This window comes from Methylobacterium sp. J-076, from assembly GCF_022829405.1.
Classification (GTDB): domain Bacteria; phylum Pseudomonadota; class Alphaproteobacteria; order Rhizobiales; family Beijerinckiaceae; genus Methylobacterium.
Window position 1 is genome coordinate 20,496 of record NZ_JAKSXW010000090.1, and the last position, 26,458, is coordinate 46,953.

24 protein-coding genes are annotated in these 26,458 nt (G+C 73.9%); 11 read left to right on the top strand and 13 right to left on the bottom strand.

The features are described from left to right. Position 1: 1 nt before the first annotated feature. The 7 genes from MKK53_RS07735 (at position 2) to MKK53_RS07765 (ending at position 9,449) form a co-directional block, all read left to right on the top strand. Positions 2 to 481: a FixH family protein gene (locus MKK53_RS07735; RefSeq protein WP_243928115.1), complete on the top strand. Its 480-nt coding sequence runs from the start codon at positions 2 to 4 to the stop codon at positions 479 to 481. Positions 482 to 497: 16 nt separating this feature from the next. After that, positions 498 to 2,750: a heavy metal translocating P-type ATPase gene (locus MKK53_RS07740; protein ID WP_243928116.1), complete on the top strand. Its 2,253-nt coding sequence runs from the start codon at positions 498 to 500 to the stop codon at positions 2,748 to 2,750. Further along, positions 2,747 to 2,884: a cbb3-type cytochrome oxidase assembly protein CcoS gene (ccoS, locus tag MKK53_RS07745; RefSeq protein WP_243928117.1), complete on the top strand. Its 138-nt coding sequence runs from the start codon at positions 2,747 to 2,749 to the stop codon at positions 2,882 to 2,884. The genes MKK53_RS07740 and ccoS overlap by 4 nt, the downstream gene beginning before the upstream one ends. 96 nt (positions 2,885 to 2,980) lie before the next feature. Continuing rightward, complete coding sequence (gene hemN / locus MKK53_RS07750; RefSeq protein WP_243928118.1) at positions 2,981 to 4,333, top strand: oxygen-independent coproporphyrinogen III oxidase; 1,353 nt, start codon at positions 2,981 to 2,983, stop codon at positions 4,331 to 4,333. A 102-nt stretch (positions 4,334 to 4,435) separates the two neighbouring features. Then, a complete protein-coding gene (locus MKK53_RS07755; RefSeq protein ID WP_243928119.1) occupies positions 4,436 to 5,122 on the top strand; it encodes an OmpW/AlkL family protein in 687 nt (228 codons plus the stop codon). A 312-nt stretch (positions 5,123 to 5,434) separates the two neighbouring features. After that, on the top strand, positions 5,435 to 5,995 hold the full coding sequence (locus MKK53_RS07760) for a PAS domain-containing protein (RefSeq protein WP_243928120.1): 561 nt from the start codon (positions 5,435 to 5,437) through the stop codon (positions 5,993 to 5,995). Then, a complete protein-coding gene (locus MKK53_RS07765) occupies positions 5,976 to 9,449 on the top strand; it encodes a chemotaxis protein CheB (RefSeq protein ID WP_243928121.1) in 3,474 nt (1,157 codons plus the stop codon). The genes MKK53_RS07760 and MKK53_RS07765 overlap by 20 nt, the downstream gene beginning before the upstream one ends. Before the next feature lie 6 nt (positions 9,450 to 9,455). On the opposite strand, the gene MKK53_RS07770 is transcribed toward MKK53_RS07765, so the two are convergent. The 3 genes from MKK53_RS07770 to MKK53_RS07780 are packed head-to-tail and all read right to left on the bottom strand — an operon-like array spanning position 9,456 to position 12,104. Further along, entirely contained in the window at positions 9,456 to 10,394 is a 939-nt protein-coding gene (locus MKK53_RS07770; protein WP_243928122.1) for an NAD(P)/FAD-dependent oxidoreductase, read from the bottom strand. Positions 10,395 to 10,449: 55 nt separating this feature from the next. Beyond that, a complete protein-coding gene (locus tag MKK53_RS07775) occupies positions 10,450 to 11,658 on the bottom strand; it encodes an amidohydrolase (protein WP_243928123.1) in 1,209 nt (402 codons plus the stop codon). Further along, on the bottom strand, positions 11,655 to 12,104 hold the full coding sequence (locus tag MKK53_RS07780) for an Lrp/AsnC family transcriptional regulator (protein WP_243928124.1): 450 nt from the start codon (positions 12,102 to 12,104) through the stop codon (positions 11,655 to 11,657). The genes MKK53_RS07775 and MKK53_RS07780 overlap by 4 nt, the downstream gene beginning before the upstream one ends. A 139-nt stretch (positions 12,105 to 12,243) precedes the next feature. Here MKK53_RS07780 and alr point away from each other — a divergent pair, with 139 nt between their 5' ends. Both alr and MKK53_RS07790 read left to right on the top strand, forming a co-directional pair. Further along, positions 12,244 to 13,374 carry an alanine racemase gene (alr, locus tag MKK53_RS07785; RefSeq protein ID WP_243928125.1) on the top strand — a complete coding sequence of 377 codons (1,131 nt, stop codon included), beginning with the start codon at positions 12,244 to 12,246 and terminating at the stop codon, positions 13,372 to 13,374. Positions 13,375 to 13,382: 8 nt separating this feature from the next. After that, positions 13,383 to 14,642: a D-amino acid dehydrogenase gene (locus MKK53_RS07790; RefSeq protein ID WP_243928126.1), complete on the top strand. Its 1,260-nt coding sequence runs from the start codon at positions 13,383 to 13,385 to the stop codon at positions 14,640 to 14,642. 56 nt (positions 14,643 to 14,698) lie between these two features. Here the strand turns inward: MKK53_RS07790 and MKK53_RS07795 are convergent, their stop codons facing one another. From MKK53_RS07795 to MKK53_RS07840, 10 genes are all read right to left on the bottom strand, one after another. After that, a complete protein-coding gene (locus tag MKK53_RS07795; protein ID WP_243928127.1) occupies positions 14,699 to 16,021 on the bottom strand; it encodes an MFS transporter in 1,323 nt (440 codons plus the stop codon). Between the two features lie 250 nt (positions 16,022 to 16,271). Continuing rightward, on the bottom strand, positions 16,272 to 17,195 hold the full coding sequence (locus MKK53_RS07800) for a hydroxymethylglutaryl-CoA lyase (protein ID WP_243928128.1): 924 nt from the start codon (positions 17,193 to 17,195) through the stop codon (positions 16,272 to 16,274). Then, positions 17,192 to 18,409 carry a CaiB/BaiF CoA transferase family protein gene (locus MKK53_RS07805; RefSeq protein WP_243928129.1) on the bottom strand — a complete coding sequence of 406 codons (1,218 nt, stop codon included), beginning with the start codon at positions 18,407 to 18,409 and terminating at the stop codon, positions 17,192 to 17,194. The genes MKK53_RS07800 and MKK53_RS07805 overlap by 4 nt, the downstream gene beginning before the upstream one ends. A gap of 154 nt (positions 18,410 to 18,563) precedes the next feature. Then, on the bottom strand, positions 18,564 to 19,481 hold the full coding sequence (locus tag MKK53_RS07810) for a LysR family transcriptional regulator (protein ID WP_243928130.1): 918 nt from the start codon (positions 19,479 to 19,481) through the stop codon (positions 18,564 to 18,566). 108 nt (positions 19,482 to 19,589) lie between these two features. After that, positions 19,590 to 20,948, bottom strand: coding sequence for an MFS transporter (locus tag MKK53_RS07815; RefSeq protein WP_243928131.1), 1,359 nt, complete (start codon positions 20,946 to 20,948; stop codon positions 19,590 to 19,592). 48 nt (positions 20,949 to 20,996) lie between these two features. Continuing rightward, positions 20,997 to 21,899, bottom strand: coding sequence for an amidohydrolase family protein (locus MKK53_RS07820; protein ID WP_243928132.1), 903 nt, complete (start codon positions 21,897 to 21,899; stop codon positions 20,997 to 20,999). 4 nt (positions 21,900 to 21,903) lie between these two features. Beyond that, positions 21,904 to 23,130: an MFS transporter gene (locus MKK53_RS07825; protein WP_243928133.1), complete on the bottom strand. Its 1,227-nt coding sequence runs from the start codon at positions 23,128 to 23,130 to the stop codon at positions 21,904 to 21,906. A gap of 87 nt (positions 23,131 to 23,217) precedes the next feature. Next, positions 23,218 to 23,958 carry a GntR family transcriptional regulator gene (locus MKK53_RS07830; RefSeq protein ID WP_243928134.1) on the bottom strand — a complete coding sequence of 247 codons (741 nt, stop codon included), beginning with the start codon at positions 23,956 to 23,958 and terminating at the stop codon, positions 23,218 to 23,220. A gap of 112 nt (positions 23,959 to 24,070) precedes the next feature. Continuing rightward, on the bottom strand, positions 24,071 to 24,580 hold the full coding sequence (uraD, locus tag MKK53_RS07835; RefSeq protein ID WP_243928135.1) for a 2-oxo-4-hydroxy-4-carboxy-5-ureidoimidazoline decarboxylase: 510 nt from the start codon (positions 24,578 to 24,580) through the stop codon (positions 24,071 to 24,073). A 47-nt stretch (positions 24,581 to 24,627) separates the two neighbouring features. Further along, on the bottom strand, positions 24,628 to 24,777 hold the full coding sequence (locus MKK53_RS07840; RefSeq protein ID WP_243928136.1) for a hypothetical protein: 150 nt from the start codon (positions 24,775 to 24,777) through the stop codon (positions 24,628 to 24,630). 184 nt (positions 24,778 to 24,961) lie between these two features. On the opposite strand from MKK53_RS07840, the gene uraH reads away from it, so the two are divergent. Together uraH and MKK53_RS07850 are read left to right on the top strand one after the other, a co-directional pair. Next, positions 24,962 to 25,327: a hydroxyisourate hydrolase gene (uraH, locus tag MKK53_RS07845; RefSeq protein ID WP_243928137.1), complete on the top strand. Its 366-nt coding sequence runs from the start codon at positions 24,962 to 24,964 to the stop codon at positions 25,325 to 25,327. An 88-nt stretch (positions 25,328 to 25,415) separates the two neighbouring features. Beyond that, positions 25,416 to 26,357: a dihydrodipicolinate synthase family protein gene (locus MKK53_RS07850; protein WP_243928138.1), complete on the top strand. Its 942-nt coding sequence runs from the start codon at positions 25,416 to 25,418 to the stop codon at positions 26,355 to 26,357. Positions 26,358 to 26,458: the final 101 nt, after the last annotated feature.

Sequence of the window (26,458 nt, forward strand, 5' to 3'; positions counted from 1 at the left end):
CATGTCCGCCCCCCTCACCGGCCGGACGATCCTGGTCCTCCTGGCCGCCTTCTTCGGCACGGTGGCCTCCGCAGACGCGGTGCTCGTCACCTCGGCCCTGCGGACGTGGTCCGGGCTCGAGGAGGCGTCGCCCTACCAGGCGAGCCAGCGCTACAACGCGGAGCTCGACCGGTCGCGGGCGCAGGACGCCCTCGGCTGGCGCCTCGCCGCCTCGGCCGCCCGCCTCGCGTCGGAGGCGGCCATCACCGCGACCCTGTCCGACGGGGAGGGCAGGGCGCTCCGGGGCCGGACGCTCCGGGCGCGGCTCGAGCGGCCGACGGACAAGCGGTTCGACGTCGGCATCGACCTGCCGGAGGTGAGCGCCGGCACCTACGCGGCCCGGGCCGGCCCCGTCGCCCGCGGCCAGTGGGACCTCGTGGTGGAAGTCCTCGGCGAGGACGGGGTCGCGTTCCGGCGCCGGCACCGAATCATCCTCGACTGAGGAGGGGAGGCGTCCGATGTGCTGCACCGACATGGCCCTCGCCTACATCGAGGCGCATGCCTCGTGGAGCGAGGCGAACACCAAGCCCTCCCTCGGGCGCGACTACGCCGCCTTCCTCGGCCGGGATGCGGAGGGCGCGGCCCGGGCATCCTTCGCGGTGGAGGGAATCCGCTGCGCGGGCTGCATGGGCACGATCGAGCGCGGGCTGGGGGCCCTGCCCGGCGTCGTGCGGGCACGGCTGAACTTCTCCGACCGGCGCCTGGCCGTGACCTGGGCGCCGGAGGCCGAGCCCGACATCCCGGCGGTCCTGGCGGCGCTGCAGGGGCTGGGCTTCGAGGGGCGGCCCTTCGATCCCGGCCGGGTCTCCGAGGCCGAGGCCGCCGAGACCCGGCGCCTGATCCGCGCCCTGGCGGTGGCGGGCTTCGCCTCCATGAACGTGATGCTGCTGGCGGTCTCGGTCTGGGCCGGCAACGTCTCGGACATGACGCCGGAGAACCGGGACCTCTTCCACTGGATCCAGGCGGTCATCGCCCTGCCGGCCGCCGCCTATGCCGGGCGGCCCTTCTACGAGGGGGCGCTGCGGGGCCTGCGCGCCGGGCGCGTGACCATGGATTTCCCGATCACCCTCGGGGTCGTCCTCACCCTGGCGATGTCGGTGGCCGAGACCCTCTCCGGGGCGACCCACGCCTATTTCGACGGCGCGGTGATGCTGCTGTTCTTCCTGCTGATCGGCCGGGTGCTGGATCAGGCGATGCGGCGGCGCACCCGCGCCTTCGCGGAGAACCTCGCCGCCCTGCGCAGCGCGAGCGCGACCCTCGTCGCCCCGGACGGGAGCCTGCGGGAGGTGCCGGTCTCCGACCTCGACCCCGGCATGCGGATCCTCCTGCGGCCGGGGGAGCGGGTGCCCGCCGACGGCGTCGTGGAGCAGGGCATCTCCGACCTCGACCAGAGCCTCGTCACCGGGGAGACCGCCGCCGTCACCGTGCGCGGGGGCGCCCGGATCTTCGCCGGGGCGCTCAACGGCAACGGCGCCCTGACGGTGCGCGTGACGGCCGCCGCCGGGGCGAGCCTGCTGGACGAGGTGGAGGGGCTGATGGGCCGGGCGCTGGAGGCCCGCTCCCGCACCCTCGTCCTCGCCGACCGGGCGACGCGCCTCTACGTGCCCCTGGTCCACGCGGCGGCTTTCCTGACGCTCGGGTTCTGGCTGGCCTCGGGGGCCGGCTGGCACGCGGCGCTCCTCAATGCGGTGGCGGTGCTGATCGTCACCTGCCCCTGCGCCCTGGGGCTCGCGATCCCGGCGGTGCAGGTCGTGGCGGCGGGCGCCCTGTTCCGGGAGGGTGTGCTCCTCAACGACGGGACCGCCCTGGAGCGATTCGCCGCCATCGACACGGTGGTGTTCGACAAGACCGGCACGCTGACGCTGCCGGAGCCGGTTCTGGCCGGGGCGCAGCACGACCCGCGGGACGTCGTCCTGGCGGCCCGCCTCGCCCTGTCGAGCCGGCACCCGATGGCGATGGCCCTCTCCGGCTGCGCCGGGGGGGCGGCGCCCTTCCCGGGGGCGCAGGAGGCGGCGGGCCTGGGCGTCCGGGCCGTGGACGGGGGCGTCGCGTTGCGCCTCGGCTCCCCCGCCTTCTGCGGCGCCGAGGCCGAGGCCGCGGCGGCGCTGGCCGCGCATCCCGACGCCTCGGTGATCTGCTTCCGGGCGGGCGAGGCCGCGCCGGTCGCCTTCCCCGTGCGGCAGGATCTCCGGCCCGATGCGGCCTTCGTCGTGGCGGCCCTGCGGAAATCCGGCCGGCGCGTGCTGGTCCTGTCGGGGGACCGCGCCGCCGCCGTCGCCGCCGTGGCCGGGCGGCTCGGGGTGGCCGAATGGGAGGCGGGGCTCACCCCGCAGGACAAGATCGCCCGGATCGAGACCCTGCAGCGGGACGGGCGGCGGGTGCTGATGGTGGGCGACGGCCTCAACGACGCGCCCGCGCTGGCGGCGGCCCATGCCTCCCTCTCCCCCGTCACGGCGGCCCATGTCAGCCAGGCCGCGGCCGACGCCCTGTTCCTGGGCCGGAACCTCGCGCCGGTCCTGGCGGTGCTCGCCGCCGGGGAGCGGGCGCGGCGGCTCATGCTGCAGAACCTGTGGTTCTCGGGCGCCTACAACCTGCTCGCCGTCCCCCTGGCGGCGGCGGGGCTGCTCACCCCGCTCATCGCGGCGCTGGCCATGTCCGGCTCGTCCGTGGTCGTGACCCTGAACGCCCTGCGCGGGCGAGGCCGCCCGTGACTGTCCTGCTGCTGCTCATCCCCCTGGCCCTGGCCTTCGGGGGGCTGAGCCTCGCCGCCTTCCTCTGGGCCCTGCGCAACGGCCAGTACGACGACATGGAGGGCGCCGAGCACCGGGTGCTGGACGACGACTGACGCGGGGTCCCGGCCGGATTTGCGCCAGGTCAAGGAGGGGAGGGCGGGGCCGCCCTACCCCGGGCGGCGGCCGAGAGGGCCGGGGAGGGACGCGTCATGCGGGAGGATGTGCGGGCGCGCTACGCCGACGAGCGCCTGCCGCGCTACACCAGCTATCCGGCGAGCCCGCATTTCTCGGGGGCGGTCGGCCCCGGGACCTATGCGGACTGGCTCGGGGACGGGGCGGGGGCGGCCAGCGCCTCGCTCTACCTCCACGTCCCGTTCTGCCGGTCGATGTGCTGGTATTGCGGTTGCCACACCGCCATCACCCAACACGACGCCCCCATCGCCGACTATGTCGCCCTGCTCCGGCGGGAGATCGACCTCGTGGCCGGGCACCTGCCGGGGGCGCCGCCGGTGCGGCACGTCCATTTCGGCGGCGGCACGCCGACGGTGATGGCGCCGGACGCCTTCGAGGGCCTGGTGGCGGCCCTGCGGGCGCGCTTCCCCCTGGAGCCCGATGCGGAGATCGCCGTCGAGATCGACCCGCGCACCCTCGCCCCGGCCATGGTCGCGGCGCTGGGCCGGGCGGGGGTGACCCGGGCGAGCCTCGGCGTGCAGAGCTTCGATCCCCGGGTGCAGGAGGCGATCCGCCGTCGGCAGGGCTTTGCCGTCACCGCCGCCGCCGTCGAGGGGCTGCGGGCGGCGGGGGTGGGGGGCATCAACCTCGACCTGATCTACGGCCTGCCGCATCAGGACGTGGGGAGCTGCCTCGACACGGTGCGGCAATGCCTGACGCTCCGGCCCGACCGGCTGGCGGTGTTCGGCTACGCCCACGTCCCCGCCTTCAAGAAGCACCAGCGCCGGATCGACCCCGCCGCCCTCCCCGAAGGCGGGGACCGCCGCGCCCAGGCCGAGGCGATCGCCGACGCCCTCACCGACGCCGGCTACCGGAGGATCGGCCTCGACCACTACGCCCTGCCGGGCGACCCGATGGCGCTGGCCGACGGGGCGGGGCGCCTGCACCGGAACTTCCAGGGCTATACGACCGACCCCGCCGGCCTGCTGCTGGGGTTCGGCGCCTCGTCCATCGGGCGCCTGCCGCAGGGTTACGTCCAGAACGCGCCCGCCCTGCGCGCCTATGCCGACCGGATCGCGGCGGGCGGCCTCGCCACGGTGCGGGGCCACGCCCTCACCACGGAGGACCGGCTGCGGGCCGGGCTGATCGAGGCGATCATGTGCGGCTTCGCCGTCGATGCGGGGCAGGTCTGCCGGGCGCACGGGCGGGAGGCCGGCCCCTTCCTCGCCGCGCTGCCGCGGCTGCCCGCGCTCCTCGCCGACGGCCTCGTCCGGCGGGAGGGCGATGTCCTCCTCGTCCCCGGGGACGCCCGCCCCCTGGTCCGGGCCGTGGCGGCGGCCTTCGACGCCTATCTCGGCACCGCGGCCGCGCTCCACAGCCGCGCCGCGTAGCCGGTTTTTGATCCCGATCAAGGAAGGCGGTCGCCCCGGCGGCTTGATGGGAGGGCCGGTTCGCCCGGTGCCCGCACAACCCTTCTCGGAACGGCCGTCACCATGTCCCTACGGAAAGCCCTCCTCGCCGCGGTCGCCGCGCTGAGCCTCGGAACGACCGCCGCGGGGGCGGCCGACCTGCCGTCCTTCGCCGCCGCCCCCGCCGCCCCGCCGATGCCGGCCGAGTGGTCGCCCTGGCTGGTCCGGGTGCGCGTCCTCGGCGTCCTGCCCGATCCGGGCGCCGCGCTCAGCGCCGGGGGCGTGCCCCTCACCGGTGCGAAGGTGTCGATCAGCGATTCGGTGATCCCCGAACTCGACATCTCCTACTTCTTCACCCGCACCATCGCCGCGGAGCTGATCCTCGGCGTCACCCGGCACAGCGTCAGGGGGGCGGGCACCCTGGCCGGCACCCGGATCGGCGAGACCTGGATCCTGCCGCCGACCCTCACCTTCCAGTACCATTTCGACGGGCTCGGCGCGTTCAAGCCGTATGTCGGCGCGGGCGTGAACTACTCGGCCTTCTTCGGCGAGACGGAGCGGGGCGGCTTCACGAGCTTCCGCCTCACCAGCGGCTTCGCCCCCGCCCTGCAGGCCGGCTTCGACTACATGATCGATTCCCATTGGGGCCTGAACGTCGATGTGAAGAAGCTCTTCCTCGACACCAAGGTGAAGCTGAACGCCGGGGCCGTCCGCGGCCGCGTCGACATCGACCCGTGGATCGTCGGCGCGGGCATCACCTACAAGTTCTGATCCGAAGGGGGCGGCCCTCCCCGGGGGGCGCCCCCACCCCCTCCCACCCTGCGGAATGGCGGCCCCTTCTCCGCCCCCCCGGTCCGTCGCGCGCGCCCTCGCGCGGCCCCGCCCCGGCGTCATGGGGGAGGCAGGGCGCTCCCGCCCGGGCTGGCAGATGCGGCGGCGCTTGCCATATCCGGGGGGCGCTCGCATGACGGCGCCCGTCCGCGTGCCCCGCCCGCAGCGGCGGGGCAGGCCGACCGTCGCCCGACGGCGCATCGGAGCCGCGGACGCGCGGGGCGACTGGGCGGTGGCGAGGGGGGAACGACCGTGCACAGGCAAGACATCCCGGCCGAACTCCAGCGCTACTTCGAGGCCTCGAACATCGCCCTGGCGCTGGCCGACATCACCGAGGACAACCCCCTCCTGCTGGTGAACGAGCCGTTCCGGGCCCTCACCGGCTACGAGGACAAGGATGTTCTCGGCCGCAACTGCCGCATGCTCCAGCGCGACGCCGCGAACGAGCAGCCGCGCGCCAAGATCCGCGCCTTCCTGGAGGGCGGACGCCAAGCCTCCGTGCGGACGACGATCCTCAATTTCCGCAAGGACGGACGTCCGTTCGTGAACCTTCTTTATATGTCCAAGTTGAAGTCCCTATCGGGGGAGGTGCGCTTTCTTTTCGCATCTCAATTCGATGTCAGCCGCTCGCAACCGGAGCTGCTTTCTGCCTACGATGCGGAGCTGGGACAGACCATCTCCCGGCTCGGCCCTGCCCTGGCCGAGAGCGGCATCGTCATCGAGGGCTCGCTCATGACGATCGCCAATTCCCTCGCCACCGTGGCGCAGGCGAAGCTCACCCTCGCGGATCTCGATGCACCAGGATTTCCTTGACGACGCCGCGGGGGGCGCCTCCGAGGTCCTGGACGGACCCGAGCGGACCGTGCCCGCCCCCTTCAGCGGCCCCGTCGTGGGGATCGGCGCGTCGGCCGGGGGCCTGGAGGCCCTGCGGGAGATGCTGGCCCGCGCCCGCCTCCCCACCGGCATGGCCTTCGTCGTCGTCCAGCACCTCGACCCCAACCACGAGAGCATGCTGGCCCAGCTCCTCGACCGGCACACCGAGCTGGCCGTGCGGCAATGCGAGGGCGGGGAGCGGATCGCGCGCGACACGGTCTTCATCATCCCCCCCGGCCGGGGGCTCGCCATCCAGAACGGCGTCCTCGAACTCACCACCTTCGTGCAGCCGCGGGGGCTGCGCCGGCCCATCGACGACTTCTTCCTCTCCCTCGCCGTCGATCAGCAGGCCAACGCCGCCTGCGTGATCCTCTCGGGCACGGGGGCGGACGGCACCACGGGCCTGCGGGCGGTGAAGGAGAACGGGGGCGTCTGCGTCGTGCAGCAGCCGGATTCGGCCCGCTACGACGGCATGCCCCTCTCCGCCGTGGGGACGGGGCTCGTGGACTTCGTGCAGCCGCCGGGGGAGATCGTCGACTGCCTCGCCGCCTTCTTCCGGCGCCGGGCCGCCGGGGACGGGGCGCAGGCGGACCACGTGAGCAACCACGTGGACGACCTGTGCCGGGTCATCCGCGCCGCCGTCGGCCACGATTTCGCGGGCTACAAGCGGACCACGCTGGTGCGCCGGGTGGAGCGGCGCATGCACGTCCTCGGCCTCGATTCGGGCCGGGCGTACCTCGCCCGCGTCCGGGCCGACAAGGACGAGTGCGAGGCCCTGTTCCGGGACCTGCTCATCAACGTCACCCGCTTCTTCCGCGACGCCGAGATGTTCGAGGTGCTGCGCGTGCGGGCGATCGAGCCCCTGCTGCGCACCCGCAACCCGGACGAGGACATCCGTGTCTGGATCCCGGGCTGCTCCAGCGGCGAGGAGGCCTACACCATCGCCATGCTGTTCGCCGACGCCGCCCGGCGGCTCGACGTGCCCTGCGCCGTCCAGATCTTCGCCACCGACATCGACGAGCGGATGCTCCAGATCGCCCGGGAGGCGGCCTATCCGGTTGCCGCCCTCGCGGACATCCCGCCCGCCCTGCGCGACCGCTACGTGGTGCTCCACGCCGAGCGCTTCACCGTCGGGCCCGAGATCCGCGACCTGATCCGCTTCTCCAGCCACAGCCTCGTGAAGGATCCGCCCTTCTCCCGGGTCGACCTCGTCTCCTGCCGCAACCTGCTGATCTATTTCGATGACCGGCTGCAGCAATCGGTGGTGCCCCTGTTCCACTACGCGGTGCGGCCGGGCGGGTACCTGTTCCTCGGCCCCTCCGAGAGCGTCACCCGCTTCGAGCAGCTCTTCCCGGCCATCGACGCGCACGCGCGCCTGTTCGAGCGCCCGCCCGGCGCCCCGAAATACCCGATCGACCTGCCCGGCAGCGCCCGCCGGGGGGAGAGCCCGCGCGGCGAACGCCAGGAGCGCCGGGGCGAGCCCTCGATCTCCGACGAGACCGTCGCCGTGCGGCGGATGGTGGAGCGCTACGCCCCGCCGAGCATGGTCCTGAACGAGGACGGCGGCATCATCGCCGCCTACGGGCGGCTCAGCCGCTACTTCGATTTTCCCGTCAGCCGGACCGGGGGCACCAGCGCCATCACCCTCGCCCGGCCGGGCCTGCGCGACGTGCTCGGCCCGCTGCTGCGCCAGACCCGCGACGTGCGCAAGCGCGTGGTGGTGCGGGATGTGAGCGTCCAATCGGAATACGGGGTCCAGAAGGTGGAGGTGGTCTGCGACCCCCTGCCGGACGGCTCGATGCTGCTGATCCTGCGGGACGTCGGCGCCTTCCAGCCGGCCGACGACCTCGACCTGATGGAGATGGATGCCGGCGGCGACCACGTCGAGGCCCTGGAAGAGGAGCTGCTGCGCACCCGCTACAAGCTGCGCTCCACCGTCGAGGAGCTGGAGACCACCAACGAGGAGCTGAAGAGCTCCAACGAAGAAATGATGTCGATGAACGAGGAGCTCCAATCGACCAACGAGGAGCTGTCCACCGTCAACGACGAGCTGAAGACCAAGGTCGAGCAGCTGACCGTCGCCAACGCCGACCTGCGCAACTTCTTCGAATCGACCGACCTCGGGGTGATCGTCCTCGACCGCGACCTGCGGGTGCGCAGCTTCACCTCCGCCGCGACGGCGATCTTCCCCCTCCAGCCGGGCGACCGGGGGCGGCCCCTCGCCGACGTGTCGAGCCGCCTCGCGAGCCAGGACTACCTGCGCGACGCCGCGGAGATCTGCGCGGGCGGCGCGGCGGTGCAGCGCCGCATCGTCACCCGCGACGGGGACCGGACCCTGTCCCTCAGGGTGCTGCCCTACCGCCTGCAGAACGGCAGCATCGACGGCGCCACCCTGGTCCTCACCGACATCACCGACGCCCTCGCCCTGGAGCGCCAGCTCGCCGCCGAGCGGGAGCGGCTGGACCTCGCGGTCAAGGCCGGGGGGATCGGCGTGTGGGAATACAGCCCGGACTCGGCGAGCATCATGTTCGACAGCACGGCGGGGGCGATGTTCGGGCTCGCCCCCGACACGCCCCACGCCGCCGAGACCTTCGCCGCCCGGGTGTTCCCGGAGGACCGCGACGGCCTGAATGCCGCCCTGGCCGAGGTGGCGCACGGCCTCGACGAGTTCGAGACCCGCCTGCGCGTGCGGACGGGCAAGCACGCCTCCCGGCACGTGCGCAGCTACGGCCGCCTGACCCGCAGCGGCGACAGCAAGCGGGTGGTGGGCGTCTGCATCGACGTCTCGCCCGAATACGCCCTGGCCGAGACCCGCGACCTGATGCTGCGGGAGATGAACCACCGGGTGAAGAACCTCTTCGCCATCATCGGCGGCATGATCTCGGCGGGCTCGCGCACCCACCGGGACATCGGCGTCTTCGCCTCCGACATGCGCGACCGCATCTCGGCGCTGGGCCGGGCGCATTCCCTCGCCGACCCGAGCGGCGGGCAGGGGGCGAGCGACCTCGCGGGCCTCGTCAACGCGACCCTGCGGCCCTACCGCGACCACGTCCCCACGGCGATCGACGGCCCCCTCGTCTCCATCGACTGGCGGCACGTCTCGTCGCTGGCGATGATCCTGCACGAATGGGCCACGAACTCCGTGAAGTACGGGGCGCTCGGCTCCGACGACGGCGCCCTCTCCGTGACCTGGGAGCGGGTGGAGGACGGCCTCACCCTCACCTGGAGCGAGCGCACGGCCCGCACCGCCGGGCCGAGCCCGGGCCGGGGCTTCGGCTCCCTGCTGGTGGAGATGTCGCTGCGCCAGCTCGAGGCCTCGATGGAGCGCGAGCAGGACGGCGCCGGCCTGAGGCTGGCGCTGGTGCTGCCGGGGCTCGTCCTGGCCAGACCCTGACGGGGCTCAGCCCACCGACCCCGCCACCGCCTCCGCCAGGCGACGGCCGGAGAGCCACGCATTCTCCACCCGGGGCCCGGTGAGCCAGTCGCCGCAGGCGCCGATGCCGCGCTCCGGGTCCCACATCGTGGCGCGCTCGGCCGCCCCCGATTTCGCGTAGCGCCAGCGGTGCGCCGTCAGCGCCGACGGCGCAGTGGCGGCGATGCCCGCCGCCGCGAAGAACTCCGCCAGGAGGGCGTCGGCCACGGGGGGCGCCTCCCGTTCGAGGTGGGTGCGGGACCAGCCCGGGCTCGCCTGGATCACCCAGGCCTCCGTCGCCGGGCGGTCCGGCTTGGCGGAGTTGCGCGCGGCCCAGGCGACCGCGCCCTCCGTCCGCAGCACGTCCCCGCCGATGGGCAGCCGCGCCGGGAACGCCGCCATGGCGGTCCAGCATGGGGCGGAGGGCGTCCGCCCGGCGATCCCGGCGAAGTCGGGGGCGCAGTCGCGCAGCAGCGTGGCCGTCTGCTCGGCGGGGATGGCGGTCAGGACCGCCCGGAACCCGCCCTCGTCGAGTCCCTCGCCGGTGAGCCGCCAGCCCGCCTCCTCCCGGACGAGGGCCTCCACCCGCGTCCCCCAGCGGACGGGCAGATCCCGGCCCAGGGCCAGGAGCGGCGCGTTCATGCCCGGCACGCCGACCCACGCCTCCGGGCCGGCCGCCGGCCAGGGCGCCACCAGCCCGGCGGCCCGCCACGCGGCCAGCTGCGCGAGGAAGGCGGGATCGCGGCCCGTCATGTACTGGGCGCCGTGATCGAAGGCGACCGGGCCGGCGGGCGAGGTGCCCTCCCGGCAGGACATTCGGCCCCCCGCCTTGCGGCCCTTGTCGAACAGGGCCGTCCGGTGGCCGGCATCCTCCAGGGCCCGGGCGCAGGCGAGCCCCGCCATCCCGGCCCCGACGATCGCGATCATCCCCATGGCCCGTCCCCCCTCGCGCGATCCGCCGGCCGGCCTCGTCGGAACGGCCCTAGGCCGCCGGGGACACCCCCCGGTCCAGGACGACCGCGCCCCGGGCCATAACGAGGGAGGGCCGGCACCGCTCCACGATCACCTCCGGCAGGCAGGCCGCCTCGAAGACGGCGAGGTCGGCCCGCAGGCCCGGCGCCACCGCGCCGGGGCCGAGGCCGAGCGCCCGGGCCGGCACCCCGGCGATGGTGTCGAGGAGCCCGGCGATCTCCCCGTCGCCCCGCAGATCGAACCGGTGGGCGGCGAGCATCGCCCGCTCGACCATGCCCGTGACCGAGGACGGGTTCCAGCAGTCGCGCACGTTGTCGGTGCCGAGGCAGACGGCGACGCCGAGGTCCCGCAGGCGCGGCAGCGGCGGGCATCGCCGCCCGCCGGGCACGCTGCTGACGAGGGTGATCCCGGCACCCGCCAGGGATTCCGCCACCCGGCCGAGGCGCAGGTCGTCGGCATCGGCCAGGGCGAAGGCGTGGCTGATCGCGACCCGCCCGCCGAGGCCCGCGGCGCGGGTGCGGGCGATGATCGACTCGATCTCCCCGAGCCCGGCCTCGCCCCCGTCGTGGAGGTGGATGTCGATGCCGCGTCCGTGCCGCTCCGCCAGGGCGAAGACCGTGCCGAGGGACCCGTCCCGGTCGCCGTCGATGCCGACCGGATCGAGGCCGCCCACGAGGTCGGCCCCCATCCGCAGGGCCTCGTCCAGATACCCCGCCACCGGCGGGCAGCGCAGGATCCCGCTCTGCGGGAAGGCGACGATCTGGATCTGCACCCGGCCGGACCATTGCGCCCGCAGGTCGAGGATCTGGGCGAGGTGGTCGAGGCCGGTCACGTCGTCGATGTCGACATGGGTCCGCAGGCTGGTGGTGCCCCCGCGCAGCATCCGCTCCAGCAGGGCCACGGCGCCCTGCTCGGCGAGGGGGGTGCGGCCCCCCCGGCGGAACGCCTTCTCGTCCTCGATCCGCGCGAGGACGGAGGGCTGCGCCCGGTGCGGTCGCCAGCCCAGGCCGAGCAGGCACTTGTCGAGGTGGACATGCGCGTCCGCGAGGCCGGGCAGCACCAGGGCCCCGGCGAGGTCGATCACCCGCCCGGCCCCCGGCATCGGCGCGCCCGGCGGGTGGAGGGCGGCGATCCTGCCCCCCGTGACGTCGATGGCGGCGCTCCGCCCGTCGGCGAGGGTGGCGCGCAGGAGGCGCAGGTCGCAGGCGGGGCCGGTCACGGGGTCCGCCCCCCGGCCACGACGGTCCTGATGGCGAAGCTCGATTGCAGCCGGGCGACCCCCGGCAGGCGCGACAGCACCTCCTTGTGCAGCCGCTCGTAATCGGCCGCGTCGGCGATCTTGATCTTCACCAGATAGTCGGCCGAGCCGGTCATCAGGTAGCAATCCTGCACCTCGGGGCAGCGCCGCACCGCCGCCTCGAACCGGTTGAGGTAGTCCTCCGTCTGCCGGTCGAGGGTGAACTGCGTGAGCACCACGAGCCCCGGGGCGTCGGTGACGCCGCCGATGATCGCGGTGTAGCCCCGGATGATGCCCGCCTCCTCCAGCACCCGGACCCGGCGGTGGCAGGCCGAGGCCGACAGGCCCACCGCCGCGGCGAGGTCGGCATTGCTGATGCGCCCGTCGGCCCGGAGGGCCTGAAGGATCCGGCGGTCGATGTCGTCCATGGCGGTCCGTCGAAGGACATGCGGAATCGTCGAAGGATTTTGCACTGCCACGCTTCGAACGCAAACACCTTCCGCAGATCCGCGGGAAATTCGGCGATCCTGCCTGTAGCTTGTCCCTCGACGCCGCGGGGGTTCGGGCATGGGCATTCTCGATCGGGACATCCGGCAGGAAACCGGCACCGCCGCCTCGTTCCTGACGGTCGATCTGTCCGCCCTGGTGGAGAACTACCGCCTCCTCGCCGGCCGGGCCGGGACGGCGGCCTGCGCCGCCGTGGTGAAGGCGGATGCCTACGGGCTCGGCGCCGGGCGGGTCGCGCCGGCCCTGGCGGCGGCGGGCTGCGGGCACTTCTTCGTGGCCCAGGTGGGGGAGGGGGTCGCCCTGCGCGCCATCCTCGGGGGCGGCCCGGTGATCGGCGTGCTCAACGGGACGACGCCCGGCAGCGAGGGCGCCTGCGCCGCCTGCGACCTCGTCCCCGTCCTGAACGACCGCGCCCAGCTCCGGGCTTGGCGGGACCTCGCCTCGCGGCTCGGGCGGCGCCTGCCCGCGATCCTCCAAGTCGATTCCGGCATGGCACGGTTCGGCTTCGATCCGGCGGAGCTGTCGGCCCTCCTCGACGCGGCGGACGCCTTCGGGGGCCTTTCCCTCCGCCTGGTGATGAGCCACCTCGCCTGCGCCGACACGCCGGACCACCCCGCCAACGCGGCGCAGTGGGCGGCCTTCGCGGCGGTGCGCGCCCGCCTGCCGCAGGTGCCGGCGAGCCTCGCGGCCTCGTCGGGGATCTTCCTCGGGCCCGGCTTCCATTTCGACATGGTCCGCCCCGGCGCCGCCCTCTACGGGATCGCGCCGCAGGCGGGCCTCCCGAACCCGCTGCGGCCGGTGGTGGGCCTGCGGGCGCGGGTGATGCAGCTGCGCGCCGTCCCGGCGGGGAGGGCGGTGGGCTACGGCCACGCGGCCGTGCTCGCCCGGGACAGCCGCCTCGCCACGGTGGCCGTCGGCTACGCGGACGGGTTCCCCCGCAGCGCCGGGGCCGGGGCCGGGGCGGCATGGTGCGCGGGACACCGCCTGCCGGTGGTGGGGCGGGTGTCGATGGACAGCCTCGTCCTCGACGCCACCGACCTGCCGGCCGGCGCCATCGGGCCGGGCTCCCTCGTGGACCTCCTCGGGCCCGATCAGGACATCGACGCCCTCGCCGCCTCCGCCGGCACCATCGGCTACGAGGTGCTGACGCGCCTCGGCCACCGCTTCCACCGCAGCTACCTCGGAGCCTGAGCCGCGCCATGCACGTCATGATCCTCGGGGGCGGCGTCGTCGGCGTCACCTCGGCCTATTACCTCGCCAAGGCCGGTCACCGGGTGACGGTGCTGGAGCGCCAGCCGGGGGCGGGGCTGGAAACCAGCTTCGCCAATGCGGGGCAGGTCTCGCCCGGCTACTCGGCCCCCTGGGCGGCGCCGGGCGTCCCGGTGAAGGCGCTGAAGTGGCTGATGATGCGCCACCGCCCCCTGGTCCTCTGGCCGCGCCTGGAGCCGCGCCTCTACGGCTGGCTGGCGCGGATGCTCGCCAACTGCACCGAGGACGCCTACGCCCGCAACAAGGGGCGGATGGTGCGGCTGGCGGAATACAGCCGCGACGTCCTGCGCGACCTGAGGGCGGAGACCGGCATCGCCTACGACCACCGGGAGAAGGGCACGCTCCAGCTGTTCCGGACGCAGAAGCAGCTCGACCATGTGGGCGACGACACCCGCGTCCTCGACGCCTACGGGGTGCCCTACGAGGTGCTCGACCCGGCGGGCTGCATCGCCGCCGAGCCGGCGCTGGCCCGGGTCGGCGGCGTGTTCGTCGGCGGCCTGCGCCTGCCCGGCGACGAGACCGGCGACGCCCACCTGTTCACCAAGGCCCTCGCCGTCCTCTGCGAGGGGCTCGGCGTGACCTTCCGCTACGGCGTCTCCATCGCCCGCCTCCACCACGCGGGCGGCCGGGTGAGCGAGGTCGAGACGACCGGGGGCGAACGGCTCCGGGCGGACGCCTACGTGGCGGCGCTGGGGAGCTACACCCCGGCCCTGCTGCGGCCGCTGGGGATCGACGTGCCGGTCTATCCGGTGAAGGGCTACTCCCTGACCCTGCCGGTCACCGACCCGGAGGCCGCGCCGGTCTCCACGATCATGGACGAGACCTACAAGGTCGGCATCACCCGCCTCGGGGATCGCATCCGCGTCGGCGGCACGGCCGAGCTCGCGGGCTTCAGCAGCCTCCTACGCGAGCCCCGCCGGGAGACCCTGGCCCGCTCGGTCACCGACCTCTTCCCCGCGGGGGGCGACCTCACCCGGGCGACCTTCTGGACCGGCCTGCGGCCGATGACGCCGGACGGCACGCCCGTGGTCGGGCCGACGCGGGTGGCGAACCTGTTCACCAACACCGGCCACGGGACGCTGGGCTGGACCATGGCCTGCGGCTCCGGCCGCCTGCTCGCCGACCTCGTGACCGGCAGGACCCCGGAGATCGCCGGGGACGACCTCGCGGTGGCCCGCTACGCGGCGTGAGGGCCTGCCCGCTCCCCCTCCGCGGGGGAGGGAGGGGGCGGCCGAACGCCGGGGGCTCAGGCCTCCCGGTCGTTCCGCCGGAGGCTCGCGGGCGTCGCGAAGACGAGCAGGGCCGCCGCGACGAGGCACAGGGTGCCGATGCCGTAGAGGGCCGGGGTGGTGGACCCGGTCAGGTCCTTCACCCAGCCCACCGCCACCGGGCTGACGATGCCGCCGAACTGGCCGAGGGTGTTGATGAGCGCGATGCCGCCCGCCGCGCCGACGCCGGTGACGAGCTTGGCCGGCAGGGTCCAGAAGGTCGGGATCGAGGCGACGATGCCGGAGCCGACCAGCGCCAGGGCGATCATCAGCGGCACGATCTGCTTGTCGAACAGGCCGGCGGCGAAGAAGCCGAGGGCCGCCGCGACGGCGAGGCCGGCGACGAATTTCGGCCGCTCCCCCGAGGCGTCGGACAGGCGCCCGATCACGATCATGCTGATGGCGCCGCAGATGTAGGGGATCGCGGTGAGGAAGCCGACCGAGGCCGCCGTCCCGCCGGTGGCGGTCTTGATCAGGTCCGGCCCCCAGAAGTTCAGCCCGTAGGACCCGATCTGCAGGAGGAAGTACACGAGGGCGATGAGGAGGAAGCCCGGCTGCCTGATCGCGCCCCAGAGGGAGTGGTCGCCGATGTCGCGGTTGTGGTGGGCGATCTTCGAGGCCAGGAGGTCCTTCTCCGCCTGCGTCAGCCAACGGGCGTCCGCGATCCTGTCGTCGAGGCGCAGGAACACCAGCACGCCGAGGACGAGGCAGGGCAGGCCGCCGGCCAGGAACAGCCACTGCCAGCCGGCGAGCCCCGCCGTGCCGTTGAGGCCGCCGAGGATCAGGCCCGCCACCGGCGCGCCGAAGATGCCGGAGAAGGCCGAGGCAACGAACATGAACGAGGTCACGCGGCCCCGGAACGAGGCCGGGAACCACAGGGTCAGGTAGTACAGGATGCCCGGCGCGAAGCCCGCCTCCATGGCGCCGATGATGAAGCGCAGCACGTAGAAGTGCCACTCGGTGCTGATGAACACCATCATCGCCGTGGCGATGCCCCAGGAGATCATGATCCGGGCGATCCAGCGCCGCGCCCCGACCTTGTAGAGGAACAGGTTGGAGGGCACCTCGAAGATCACGTAGCCCACCACGAACATGCTCGCCCCGAGCCCGTAGGCGACGTTGCTGAAGCCGAGGTCGCTCTGGAGCTGGAACTTGGCGAAGCTGATGTTGATGCGGTCGAAGAACGCGAACATGTAGCAGACCATGATCAGCGGCATCAGCCGCCACGCGGCCTTGCGGACCACGCTGCTCTCGGTGACTTCGGCCGCGCCCGCGAGCGGGCTGGTGGTGACGGCGCTCATTTCGTTTCCTCCAAGACTTCGGGCATCCGGCACCGCTTCTCGTGGCGACGTCCGGGGAAGGGTTCTTGCGGTTCGCCGCAGCGGCGTCCGTCAAACCTCGATCGCGCTCTCACTCTCCCTGGCGGGGATCGGTGCGAACTGGGGCGTCCATGACCGTCGCCGTCTGCCACCCCGTCCTCGCGGGCGAAGACGGCGAGGGTGTCGGACCTCGCCCGGATTCAGCGACGATCCCCACAGGCATGACGGGACGTCAGGCGGCCTGCGGCACCGGGTGCAGGTCGCAGGGGCGACCGGCCTTGGCGACCTGGCCGGGCACGTCGTGGCCGACGAGGCGCGGCAGGTCGCGGGAGAGGCCGATCAGGCCTTCGAGGTCGAGGCCCGTCTCGATCCCCATCTCGTGGGCCATGCTGGCGAGGTCCTCGGTGCAGATGTTGCCCGTGGCGCCCGGCGCGAAGGGGCAGCCTCCGAGCCCGCCCAGCGCCGCATCGAACCGGCGCGCGCCCGCCCCGTAGGCGGCGAGCACGTTGGCGAGGCCGAGGCCGCGCGTGTTGTGGAAGTGGAGCGTCAGCTTCGAGGCCGGCACGAGGGTCAGCGCCCGCGCGACCAGCGCCTCCACCTGCCGGGGGTTGGCCATGCCGGTGGTGTCGGCGAGCGTCACCCCCTCGATGCCCAGCGCGAGGTAGCGCTCCACCTGCGCCATCACCTTGTCCGCCGGCTGTTCGCCCTCGAACGGGCAGCCGAAGGCGGTGGCGACGGTGGCGTTGGTGGAGACGCCCGACCCCTTCACCGCCTCCATGATCCGGCCGAAGCCCTCGATCGAGGCGGCGGGCGTCATGCCCATGTTGGCGCGGTTGTGGGTCTCGCTCACCGAGGCGACGAGGTTGACCTCATCGACCCCGGCGGCGAGCGCCCGCTCGGCGCCCTTGGGGTTCGGCACCAGGGCCACGTAGACCGTGCCGGGCCGGCGGCGGATGCCGGCGAAGACCTCGGCGGCGTCGCGCAGGGCCGGCACGGCCTTGGGCGAGACGAAGGACGACACCTCGATGCGGGAGAAGCCCGCGGCCGAGAGGGCGTCGATCAGGGCGATCTTGTCCGCCGTCTCCACGAAGGCGGCCTCGATCTGGAACCCGTCGCGGGTGGCGACCTCCTGGATCAGCATGGCGCTCCCGGTCATTGGACGGCTCCCTCGCGGCGCAGGCGTTCGATGGTCTCGGGGTCGCGGCCGAGATTGGCCAGGACGGCGTCGGTATGGGCGCCCAGCGCCGGCCCCTGCCAGCGCACCGAACCCGGCGTGCCGGAGAGCTTGGGCACGATGCCCGGCATCTTCACCTTGGTGCCGCCGGGCAGCTCCGCCTCCAGGATCATGTCCCGGGCGGCGTAGTGCGGGTCGGCCACGATGTCGGCCACCGAGTAGATCCGGCCCGCCGGCACGTCGGCCGCGTCGAGGGCCTGCAGCGCCTCGTCCACGGTGCGCGTCCTCGTCCAGTCGGCGATCACCCCGTCGAGCATCGCGGCCACGGCGCTGCGGCCGTCGTTGCCACGCAGGGCCGGGTCCTCGGCGAGGTCCGGGCGGCCGATGGCGGTCATCAGGCGCCGGAAGATCGGGTCCGAGTTGCCGGCGATGACGACGAAGCCGCCATCCTTGGTGGGGTAAGTGTTGGAGGGGGTGATGCCCGGCAGCGCCCCGCCGGTGCGGGTGCGGACCTCGCCCAGCAGGTCGTATTCGGGGACGAGGCTCTCCATGACGTTGAACACGCTCTCCACGAGCGACACGTCGATCACCTGTCCCGCGCCGCCGCCGGTCTTGACGTGCAGCAGCGCCATCAGGGCGCCGATCACCCCGTGCAGCGAGGCCAGCGTGTCACCGATGCTCACGCCGACCCGGGCGGGGGGGCTGTCCGGGCTGCCGGTGGTGAAGCGGATGCCGCCCATCGACTCGCCGATGGCACCGAAGCCCGGCCGGTCGCGGTAGGGGCCGGTCTGACCGTAGCCGGAGATGCGGACCATCACGAGCTTCGGGTTCAGGGCCGAGAGCACGTCCCAGCCGAGGCCGAGCTTCTCCAGGCCGCCGGGGCGGAAGTTTTCCACCACCACGTCGGCGCTGCGCACGAGGTCCTTGACCACGGCGAGGCCGTCCGGCGACTTCAGGTTGATCGCGATCGACTTCTTGTTGCGGGACTGCAGGTACCACCAGAGCGAGGTGCCCTCGTGCATCTTGCGCCACTTCCGCAGGGGGTCGCCGTCGTTCGGCGGCTCCACCTTGATGACCTCGGCGCCGAACTCGCCGAGGATCTTGGTGGCGAACGGCGCGGCGATCAGCTGGCCGAGTTCGAGGACCCGGATCCCGCTGAGCGGACCCTGGGCCGGAGCTGTGGTTGAGCTTGGCATGAGCGCTCCCTCCGTTGATTTTGAAGGCATAATAATTCATCGCGCGCCGACGGCCTAAACGCGATGCGTCAGCCTGCGTTCGCGGGGAGAGAACGCAGGCCGCCAGTTTCGGTCATCGCTTCGCTGCGCCCGCCATGACGGGGAGGGGTCCTTCTCACCCCGCCGCCCGCAGGTGGGCGAAGAGCAGGGCCGGGGCGGGGGTGAGGGCGCCGGGGCGGACGACGAGGGTCAGGGTGCGGGAGGCCCAGGGATCGGTGAGGGGCACGGCGACCACGTGCATCTGCGGGCCGAGGAGGGCGTGGACCCGCTCCGGCACGACGCCGAGCCCCATCCCCGCCTGCGCCATCCGGCAGATCGCGTCGAAGCTCGGCACGTGGATCCGCAGCTTCAGGGGCCGGCCCAGGCGGCGGGCCTCGTCGCGCAGGGTGGCGTAGATCGAGCTTTCCCGGTGCAGGCCGACATGGTCGTGGTCGAGGGTGTCGGCGAGGGCGACGGAGCCCCGGCCGGCCAGGGGATGGCCGGCGGGCACGACGAGGACGAGGCGGTCGCGGCGATAGGGGTAGGCGTCGAGGGAGCGGGTGTCGGTGCCCCCGGCGCAGATGCCGAGGTCGGCCGCGCCCTCCTCGATGCCGGCCACGACCCCCGTGCTCGGGCGCTCCTCCAGGTCGATCCCGATTCCCCCCTGCGCCGCGAGGAAGGCCTGCAGGTCCTCCGGCAGGAACTGGACGATGGCGGAGAGGTTCGCGAGCACCCGGACGAAGCCGCGCACCCCGCGGGCGTGCTCGGCGAGTTCGAGGCTGATCTGCTCGGCGCTGGCCAGCATCCGGCGGGTGTGGTGCAGGAGCGTCTCGCCGGCGGGCGTCGGGCGCATGCCCTTGGGCTCCCGCACGAGCAAGGCGCAGCCCAGCGCCCGCTCCAGTTCGGCGAGGCGCTTGCTGACCGCGGAGGGGGCGATGGCGGCCCGGCGGGCGGCGCCGTTCAGCGTCCCGTCCTCGCAGATCGCCACGAACAGGCGCAGGGTCTTGAGGTCCAGGCGGTTCAGGATCGACGGCGTCGCAAGCCCCTGCGGCATGGCCCACCCCGTCACGGCCCGCCCCGTCGCCGTTCGATTTCCGAGAACCCGGTGAACGCCCTTATCGGGGCCGGTCTTCGCCCCCGTCAAGCCCGGCGGGGGCCGCCCTCAGGTGCGGGCGGCCAGCGCCCCGGCCCGCGCCGCCGGCCCCCGGGCCTGGCGCCGGCCGATCAGGAAGACCAGGGCGCAGCCGAGGCCCGTGAGGGCGCAGAGCGGCAGCAGGGCGACGGGGAAGCTGCCGGTCTGCTCCCGCAGGAGGCCGATCAGCGAGGTGATCGCCCCCGTCTCGAGATGGGCCATGGTGTTGATGGCGGCGATGCCCGCCGCGGTCTCGGCCGGCGGAAGCGTCTCGGTGGCCAGGGCGAAGAACGGCCCCTTGATGGCGTAGTTGCCGAGCAGGACCAGCGAGAGCAGCACCAGCGTCACCGTGAGCGAACCGGTGAGCAGCGTCAGGGCGAAGCTGAGGGAGGTGAGGGCGAGCGGCAGGGCCGTGCTCCAGATCCGCTCGCCGCTGCGGTCCGCCCGCAGGCCCCAGAAGATCATGAACACCGAGGCGATGCCGAAGGGGATCATGTTCAGCAGCCCGGTCTCCAGGTTGGTGAGGCCGAAGCCCTTGAGGATCTGCGGCATCCACAGGGACAGGGTGTTGCTGGTGGCGGAACTGCCCGCATAGATCACGGCCAGCAGCCAGACCTGGCCGTTGGTGAGCACCGACCGCACCGCGGCGAGGCCGTGGGCGCGGTGGGGGCTCGCGGCCTCGGCGGCGAGCCGCTCCCCATCGAGGCGCCCGGCCAGCCAAGCCCGCTCCTCCGGACGGAGGAACGCCGCCTCCGCCGGCCGGCTCGGCAGGAGGACGAGGGCGCCGAGGCCGAGCAGGATCGCCGGCACGGCCTCCATGATCAGCAGCCATTGCCAGCCGCGCAGGGAGGCCGCCCCGTCGAGGGTGAGCAGGGCGGCCGAGAGCGGCGAGCCGAAGAAGCTGGAGAGCGGGATCGCGACCATGAACATCGCCACGATCCGCGCCCGGTAGGCCTTCGGGAACCAGTAGGTCAGGTAGAGGATCACGCCGGGGAAGAACCCGGCCTCCGCCGCGCCCAGCAGGAAGCGGGCGGCGGCGAAGCTCACCGGCCCGGTGACGAAGGCCGAGCCGATGCCCACGAGCCCCCAGGTGATCATGATCCGGGCGATCCAGATCCGGGCGCCGACCCGCTCCATGGCGAGGTTGCTCGGCACCTCGAACAGGACGTAGGCCACGAAGAACAGGCCCCCGCCCAGGCCGAAGGCCGCGGTGGAGAGGCCGAGGTCGCGGTTCATGGTCAGCGCCGCGAAGCCGACATTCACCCGGTCGACATAGGCGATGAAGTAGCAGAGCACGAGGAACGGGATCAGCCGGAGCCCGACCTTGCGCATGGTCCGGGCCTCGAACGCGGCCGCGGGTGTCGCGGGGGGCGTGGTGGGTGTCGCCATGGTCCTGTCCTCGTCTGGAATCGGAAGCGCCGGGGCCGGGCGGCCCTGTTACCGGTCGAAGCGGAAAAGCTGCAGGGGCGTCCGCCCCAGGACGATCCGGCGCTCGGCCGCGTCCGGAACCCAGGCGTCGAGATCGTGCAGGGCCCCGGCGGGGCTGGCCGTCGTCTCGAACTGGGTGTGCGGCCAGTCGCTGCCCCAGAGCAGGCGCTCCGCCCCGAAGGCGGCCCGCAGGCGCCCGGCCGCCTCAAGGGCGGTCTGCCCGCCCGCCTCGCCGCCGCCGTTGCGGTAGGCGCCGGACAGCTTCACCCAGACGCGGCCCCCGGGGCCGAAGCCGAGGAGCGCGGCGAGGCCCGGATCGGCGAGGCCGAGGGCGGGGTCGATGCGGCCGAAGTGATCGACCACCACGGGCACACCCGCTTCGATCAGCGGCGGCAGGAGGCCGGCGAGCCGCCGGGCCTCGGCCTGGACCTCGATCTGCCAGCCCAGGTCCCTCACCCGCGCCAGATGGGCCCGCCAGACGGGGGTGGCGAAGGCCGGGTCCGGCCGGCCGATCAGGTTGAGGCGCAGGCCGACCACGCCGGCCTCGGCCAGGTCGCGCATCGCCCCGGCCTCCGCCTCCGGCGCCAGCACCGCGATGCCCCTCAGCCGCCGGGGCTCCCGGCGCAGGCCCGAGACCATGTAGCCGTTGTCGGTGCCGAGGAAGCTCGGCTGGATCAGCACCCCGTGGGTCATGCCGTTCCGGTCCAGCATGGCGAGGTAGTCGGCGATGCTCGCGTCGTAGTCGGGGGCGTAGCGCCGCTCGCCCGCGAGGGTGAGGGCGCGGGTGAAGACGTGGGCGTGGGTGTCCACCCGCGCCGGGCCGGCCTCGTCCCCGGCCGCGCGGCTCCGGTGGGGCAGGGCGAGGGCGAGGCCGCCCGCGATCATGTCGCGGCAGAAGGTGCGCCGGTTCATCGGATCAACTCGCGGTATGGGGGCGCAGCGCGCCGCCGCCCTGGCCGGGCAGGAGCGCGACGGCCAGGAGGACGAGCCCGTAGGCGGCGAGGGCGGACAGGCCGATCGCCGGGCCGAGCCCGCAGACCTCGCTGAGGAGGCCGACGCCGAGGGGCAGGACGGCCGAGCCGAGGCGGCCGGCATTGTAGCAGAAGCCCATCCCGGTCCCCCGCAGGCCGGTGGGGAAGAGTTCGCTGAACAGGGCCGCGAGGCTCGCCGGGATTCCGGCCGCGCAGAAACCGAGGGGGGCGCCGAGGAGGAGGAGCACCGTGCCGTCCACCGGCACCAGCAGGTAGAGGACCACCAACGCCATGCAGGATGCGGCGAACAGCGCCACCGTCTGCCGGCGGCCGAGGCGGTCCACGAGGCCGCCGGCCGCGAGGCAGCCGAGGCCGAAGGCGGCGATGATGACCGCGAGGGAGAGGCCGGTGCCGAGGACCGAGGTGCCGCGCTCGAGGCTGAGATAGGCCGGCAGCCACGTGAACAGGGCGTGGAAGCCGCCATGGGCCCCCAGGCCGAGCAGCGTCCCGATCACCGTGGCCCGTCGCAGGCCGGGCGAGAAGATCGCGAACGGGCGCGCCGGCGCAGGGATGGCCGCCGACCTGTGCGGCTCCGGGACCGAGCGGCGGATGAACAGGACGAGGAGGGCCGGGGCGAGGCCGAAGGCGAACAGGACGCGCCACGCGGTCTCCTGCCCCAGGATGGAGAAGGCCGCCGTCGAGAGCAGCAGGGCGCCGCCCCAGCCGATCGCCCAGCCGCCCTGCACCGCCCCGAGCGCCCGGCCGCGGTGGCCGGGCCGGATCGCCTCCGCCATCAGGACGGCCCCGGCCGCCCACTCGGCGCCGAAGCCGAGCCCCTGGAGCGCCTTGAGGGCGAGGAGCTGGGGGAAGCTCTGCGCGAAGGCCGCCAGGAAGGTGAACGCCGCGAACCAGAGCACCGTGGCCTGCAGCGCCCGGACCCGGCCGATCCGGTCCGCCAGGACGCCGCCGGCCCAGCCCCCGAGGGCCGCCGTGCACAGGGTGACCGTGCCGATGAGCCCCGCATCCGCGCGGCTCAGCCCGAAGGTGGCGATGAGGGCGGGGATCGCGAGGCTGAACATCTGCACGTCCAGGGCGTCGAGCGACCATCCGCCCAGACAGGCCCAGAAGGTGCGACGCTCGGCCGGACCGATCTCACGGTACCAGCGGAACACGGGCTTTCCTCCGTCCCCTTAAGAGGACTAGTCATTTATATGAATAAGGGAGCACGATCCGGCCCAGGCGTCAAGGCGCGGAGGCCCTCACCGGATGTCGATGCGGTAACGGAAGTCGGTGGCGGCGCCGCGGGTCAGGCGCCATTCGACGGGGCGGTTGTCGAAGCCGAAGGCGAGGCGCTCGATGACGACCACCGGGGCGCCCTCCGCCATGCCCAGGCCCTCCGCGTCGGCGGCGTTCGCCGCGCCGACCGTCAGCGTCTCCTCCGCCCGGGCGACGATCTCGCCGCACAGGCGTTCGTAGGCCGGGTAGAGCAGGTCGCCGATCTCCGTCAGGGGTGCCTCCAGCAGGGCCGCGAACCGCGCCGCGGGGAGCCAGATCTCCTCGGACAGGATGGGGCGTCCGTCCAGGAGGCGGCTTCGCATCAGGTGGACCGCCTCGGCCCGGGCCCCCAGGCCCAGGGCCTCGCGCACCGGCCCGGGGGCGGGCCGCGCCTCCCGCAGCAGGATCCGCCCCTCGGGGACGGCCTGGGTCCCGTCCGGGCCGAGGTGCCGGAAGAACCGGAACAGGGACCGGTCGAAGCGCGGCCGCCGCACGAAGGTGCCGCGGCCCTGCTGCCGCTCCACTAGGCCGTCGGCGACGAGGGCGTCGATCGCCTTGCGCACCGTGCCCACCGCCACGCGATGCGTCGCCGCCAGCTCCGCCTCGGTGGGGATCGGCTCGCCCGACCGCCACGCCTTGCGGGCGATCTGGGAGGCGATCTCGTCCCTCAGCCGCTGATAGAGCGGCAGGCGGAGGTCGGGCTCGGGGGCAGGGCGGGGATTCATGTGGATGACTGTATGAGGACCGCCCCGTTCCGCCAATGGGGCGGCCGGCGAAATCCACCGCGCCCCCCGGTCGGGACCGGCGCCCCGCGGCGGGCGGGGGCGGCCCGCCCGGTCAGCCCTCGACCAGGGCCTCCAGGCGCAGGGCCGCGATCCGCCCGACCTGTCGCAGGGCCTCGGCCTCCTCCGCCTCTGGCCCGTTCCGGAGGCGCGCCTCCAGGCGGGCGAGGATCGCGTCCCGGTCGAGGCCCCGGACGGCGATGATGAACGGGAAGCCGAAGCGATCCGCATAGGCCCGGTTGAGCGCCTGCAGCCGCTCCACGGATGCGGCGGGGGCGTCGAGGAGGCCGCTGCCGCTTTGCTCGCTCTTCGAGTGCGCGGTGAGGTCGCCCTGGATCGCGGCGCGCCCGGCGAGCTCCGGATGGGCGCGCAGCAGGGCGAGCCGCCGCCCCCGGTCCGCGCCGGCCACCGCCGCCTCCATCGCGGCGTGCAGATCCGCCCGGGTGGCGAAGGGCCGGCGCCCGGCCGCGGCCTCGGCGACCCAGGGCGAGTGCTCGTAGACCTCGCCGAGGAGGGACACGAACGCGTCCTGGGGCAACCCGTTCAGTGCGGCGATGGCGATCATGGCGGTCGTCCCCTCGTCTGCGGCGGGATGGTGGGCCGCCCGGGCGCTCACCGCGGGGCCAGCCGCCGGGCGGGCGCGTCCCGCGCCCCGGGCGGCATGTCGGTGACGTTGTGCGGCGGCATCGCGTGGGTCAAGACGGCCGGGCCGCGGATGGCCGGGCCGAAGCGCGCGACATGGGCGCGGCTGTCGCGGCGCACGCCCCCCCGGGCGGGCGGGGTCGTCCTGCGAGGAACGCTGCCGCGCCGGCCTGCCCCCGGCGGGGCCTCCCCTTTTCCGGTTGCGCGGGGGGAGGGCCGCGTGCTCGTCTCCGGCGTCCCGGTCGCCCCCCGCCCCAGCGGCCGGCGGGGCCCGCGGGCGCCCGAATCCCGGAGGATCGTCGCCATGGGCCATCTCTCGACACACGTCCTCGACACCGCATCGGGCCGGCCCGCCGCCGGGGTCGCCATCGAGCTGCGCCGCCTCGCCGCCGACGGGACGGCGGAGCCCGTCGCCTTCGCACGCACCAATGCCGACGGCCGCACCGACGGCCCCCTGCTCGAGGGAACCGCCCTGACTGCCGGCACCTACGAGCTGCTGTTCCATGTCGGCGCCTACTTCGCGGGGGCGGACAAGGCGGTGGGGGAGGGGGCGGAGCCGCCGTTCCTCGATGTCGTCCCCGTCCGGTTCGGTGTGTCCGATCCGGGCGGGCGCTACCACGTCCCCCTGGTCGTCACCCCGTGGAGCTACGCGACCTACCGCGGCAGCTGAGGCCACCCCCGGCGCGGCCCCCACCACCGTTCTGGACGAGCGGGAGGCGACGCGCCAGAATCGACGGATCGCGGAGGAATCGCCCCTGATGGAACGCCTGAGCCAGCTCCGCGGCGTCGTGCCGATCGCGCCCACCCCCTTCCACGAGGACGGCCGGGTCGACGAGGCGTCGCTCGACCGGATGACGGACTATTTCGTCGGGGCCGGCGTGGACGGCCTCACGATCCTCGGGCAGCTCGGGGAGGCACCCAAGCTCGACCACGCGGAGGGCGTCGCGATCGCTCGGCGGGTGATCGGCCGGACGGCGCTTCCGGTGATCGTCGGGGTGTCGGCGCCGGGCTTCGCCGCCATGCGCGCGCTGACGCGGGAGGTCATGGAGATCGGCGCGGCCGGGGTGATGATCGCCCCGCCGAACACCCTGCGCACCGACGATCAGGTGGTCGCCTACTTCCGCAACGCCGCCGAGGCCATCGGCCCGGACGTGCCGTTCGTCCTGCAGGACTACCCGCTGACCTTCTCCGTCCAGATGACCCCGGCGGTGATCCGGCGGATCGTCACCGAGATCCCGTCCTGCGCGATGCTGAAGCACGAGGACTGGCCGGGCCTGGAGAAGATCTCGGCGCTGCGGGGGTTCGAGCGGGACGGCACGATGCGCCGCATCGGCATCCTCGTCGGCAACGGCGGCCTCTTCCTCGATTTCGAGGTGGAGCGCGGCGCGGACGGCGCCAACACCGGCTACGCCTTCCCGGAGATGCTGGTCGATGTCGTGCGCCTCGCGGCGGCGGGCGAGCGCGGCGCCGCGCACGATCTCTTCGACGCGCATCTGCCGTACCTGCGCTACGAGCAGCAGCAGGGCCCCCTCGGCCTGGCCGTGCGCAAATACGTCTTCCGGCGACGGGGCATCTTCACCTCGGACGCGCAGCGCAAGCCGTCGCAGGCGCTCACCGCCACCGCGCGGAACGAAGTCGAGTACCTGCTGGAGCGCCTCGGCCGGGTGGATCCTCGGGCGGTCGGGCCGGCGCGGTTCTGAAGGTCCCGCCGGACGGTCGTTGTCCCGAGAGCGGCCCCGATCGGACGGGGGGCAGGCCCTCCTCTCCCCGCCCGCGGGCGGGGGCCGGATCGGCGATGGCG

Excerpts from the sequence above, each read along its gene's own strand:
- MKK53_RS07735 (WP_243928115.1), top strand. The coding sequence starts at position 2 with ATGTCCGCCCCCCTCACCGGCCGGACGATCCTGGTCCTCCTGGCCGCC.
- MKK53_RS07740 (WP_243928116.1), top strand. The coding sequence starts at position 498 with ATGTGCTGCACCGACATGGCCCTCGCCTACATCGAGGCGCATGCCTCG.
- hemN (WP_243928118.1), top strand. The coding sequence starts at position 2,981 with ATGCGGGAGGATGTGCGGGCGCGCTACGCCGACGAGCGCCTGCCGCGC.
- MKK53_RS07755 (WP_243928119.1), top strand. The coding sequence starts at position 4,436 with ATGTCCCTACGGAAAGCCCTCCTCGCCGCGGTCGCCGCGCTGAGCCTC.
- MKK53_RS07765 (WP_243928121.1), top strand. The coding sequence starts at position 5,976 with ATGCACCAGGATTTCCTTGACGACGCCGCGGGGGGCGCCTCCGAGGTC.
- MKK53_RS07770 (WP_243928122.1), bottom strand. The coding sequence starts at position 10,394 with ATGATCGCGATCGTCGGGGCCGGGATGGCGGGGCTCGCCTGCGCCCGG.
- MKK53_RS07780 (WP_243928124.1), bottom strand. The coding sequence starts at position 12,104 with ATGGACGACATCGACCGCCGGATCCTTCAGGCCCTCCGGGCCGACGGG.
- alr (WP_243928125.1), top strand. The coding sequence starts at position 12,244 with ATGGGCATTCTCGATCGGGACATCCGGCAGGAAACCGGCACCGCCGCC.
- MKK53_RS07790 (WP_243928126.1), top strand. The coding sequence starts at position 13,383 with ATGCACGTCATGATCCTCGGGGGCGGCGTCGTCGGCGTCACCTCGGCC.
- MKK53_RS07795 (WP_243928127.1), bottom strand. The coding sequence starts at position 16,021 with ATGAGCGCCGTCACCACCAGCCCGCTCGCGGGCGCGGCCGAAGTCACC.
- MKK53_RS07800 (WP_243928128.1), bottom strand. The coding sequence starts at position 17,195 with ATGACCGGGAGCGCCATGCTGATCCAGGAGGTCGCCACCCGCGACGGG.
- MKK53_RS07805 (WP_243928129.1), bottom strand. The coding sequence starts at position 18,409 with ATGCCAAGCTCAACCACAGCTCCGGCCCAGGGTCCGCTCAGCGGGATC.
- MKK53_RS07810 (WP_243928130.1), bottom strand. The coding sequence starts at position 19,481 with ATGCCGCAGGGGCTTGCGACGCCGTCGATCCTGAACCGCCTGGACCTC.
- MKK53_RS07815 (WP_243928131.1), bottom strand. The coding sequence starts at position 20,948 with ATGGCGACACCCACCACGCCCCCCGCGACACCCGCGGCCGCGTTCGAG.
- MKK53_RS07820 (WP_243928132.1), bottom strand. The coding sequence starts at position 21,899 with ATGAACCGGCGCACCTTCTGCCGCGACATGATCGCGGGCGGCCTCGCC.
- MKK53_RS07830 (WP_243928134.1), bottom strand. The coding sequence starts at position 23,958 with ATGAATCCCCGCCCTGCCCCCGAGCCCGACCTCCGCCTGCCGCTCTAT.
- uraD (WP_243928135.1), bottom strand. The coding sequence starts at position 24,580 with ATGATCGCCATCGCCGCACTGAACGGGTTGCCCCAGGACGCGTTCGTG.
- uraH (WP_243928137.1), top strand. The coding sequence starts at position 24,962 with ATGGGCCATCTCTCGACACACGTCCTCGACACCGCATCGGGCCGGCCC.
- MKK53_RS07850 (WP_243928138.1), top strand. The coding sequence starts at position 25,416 with ATGGAACGCCTGAGCCAGCTCCGCGGCGTCGTGCCGATCGCGCCCACC.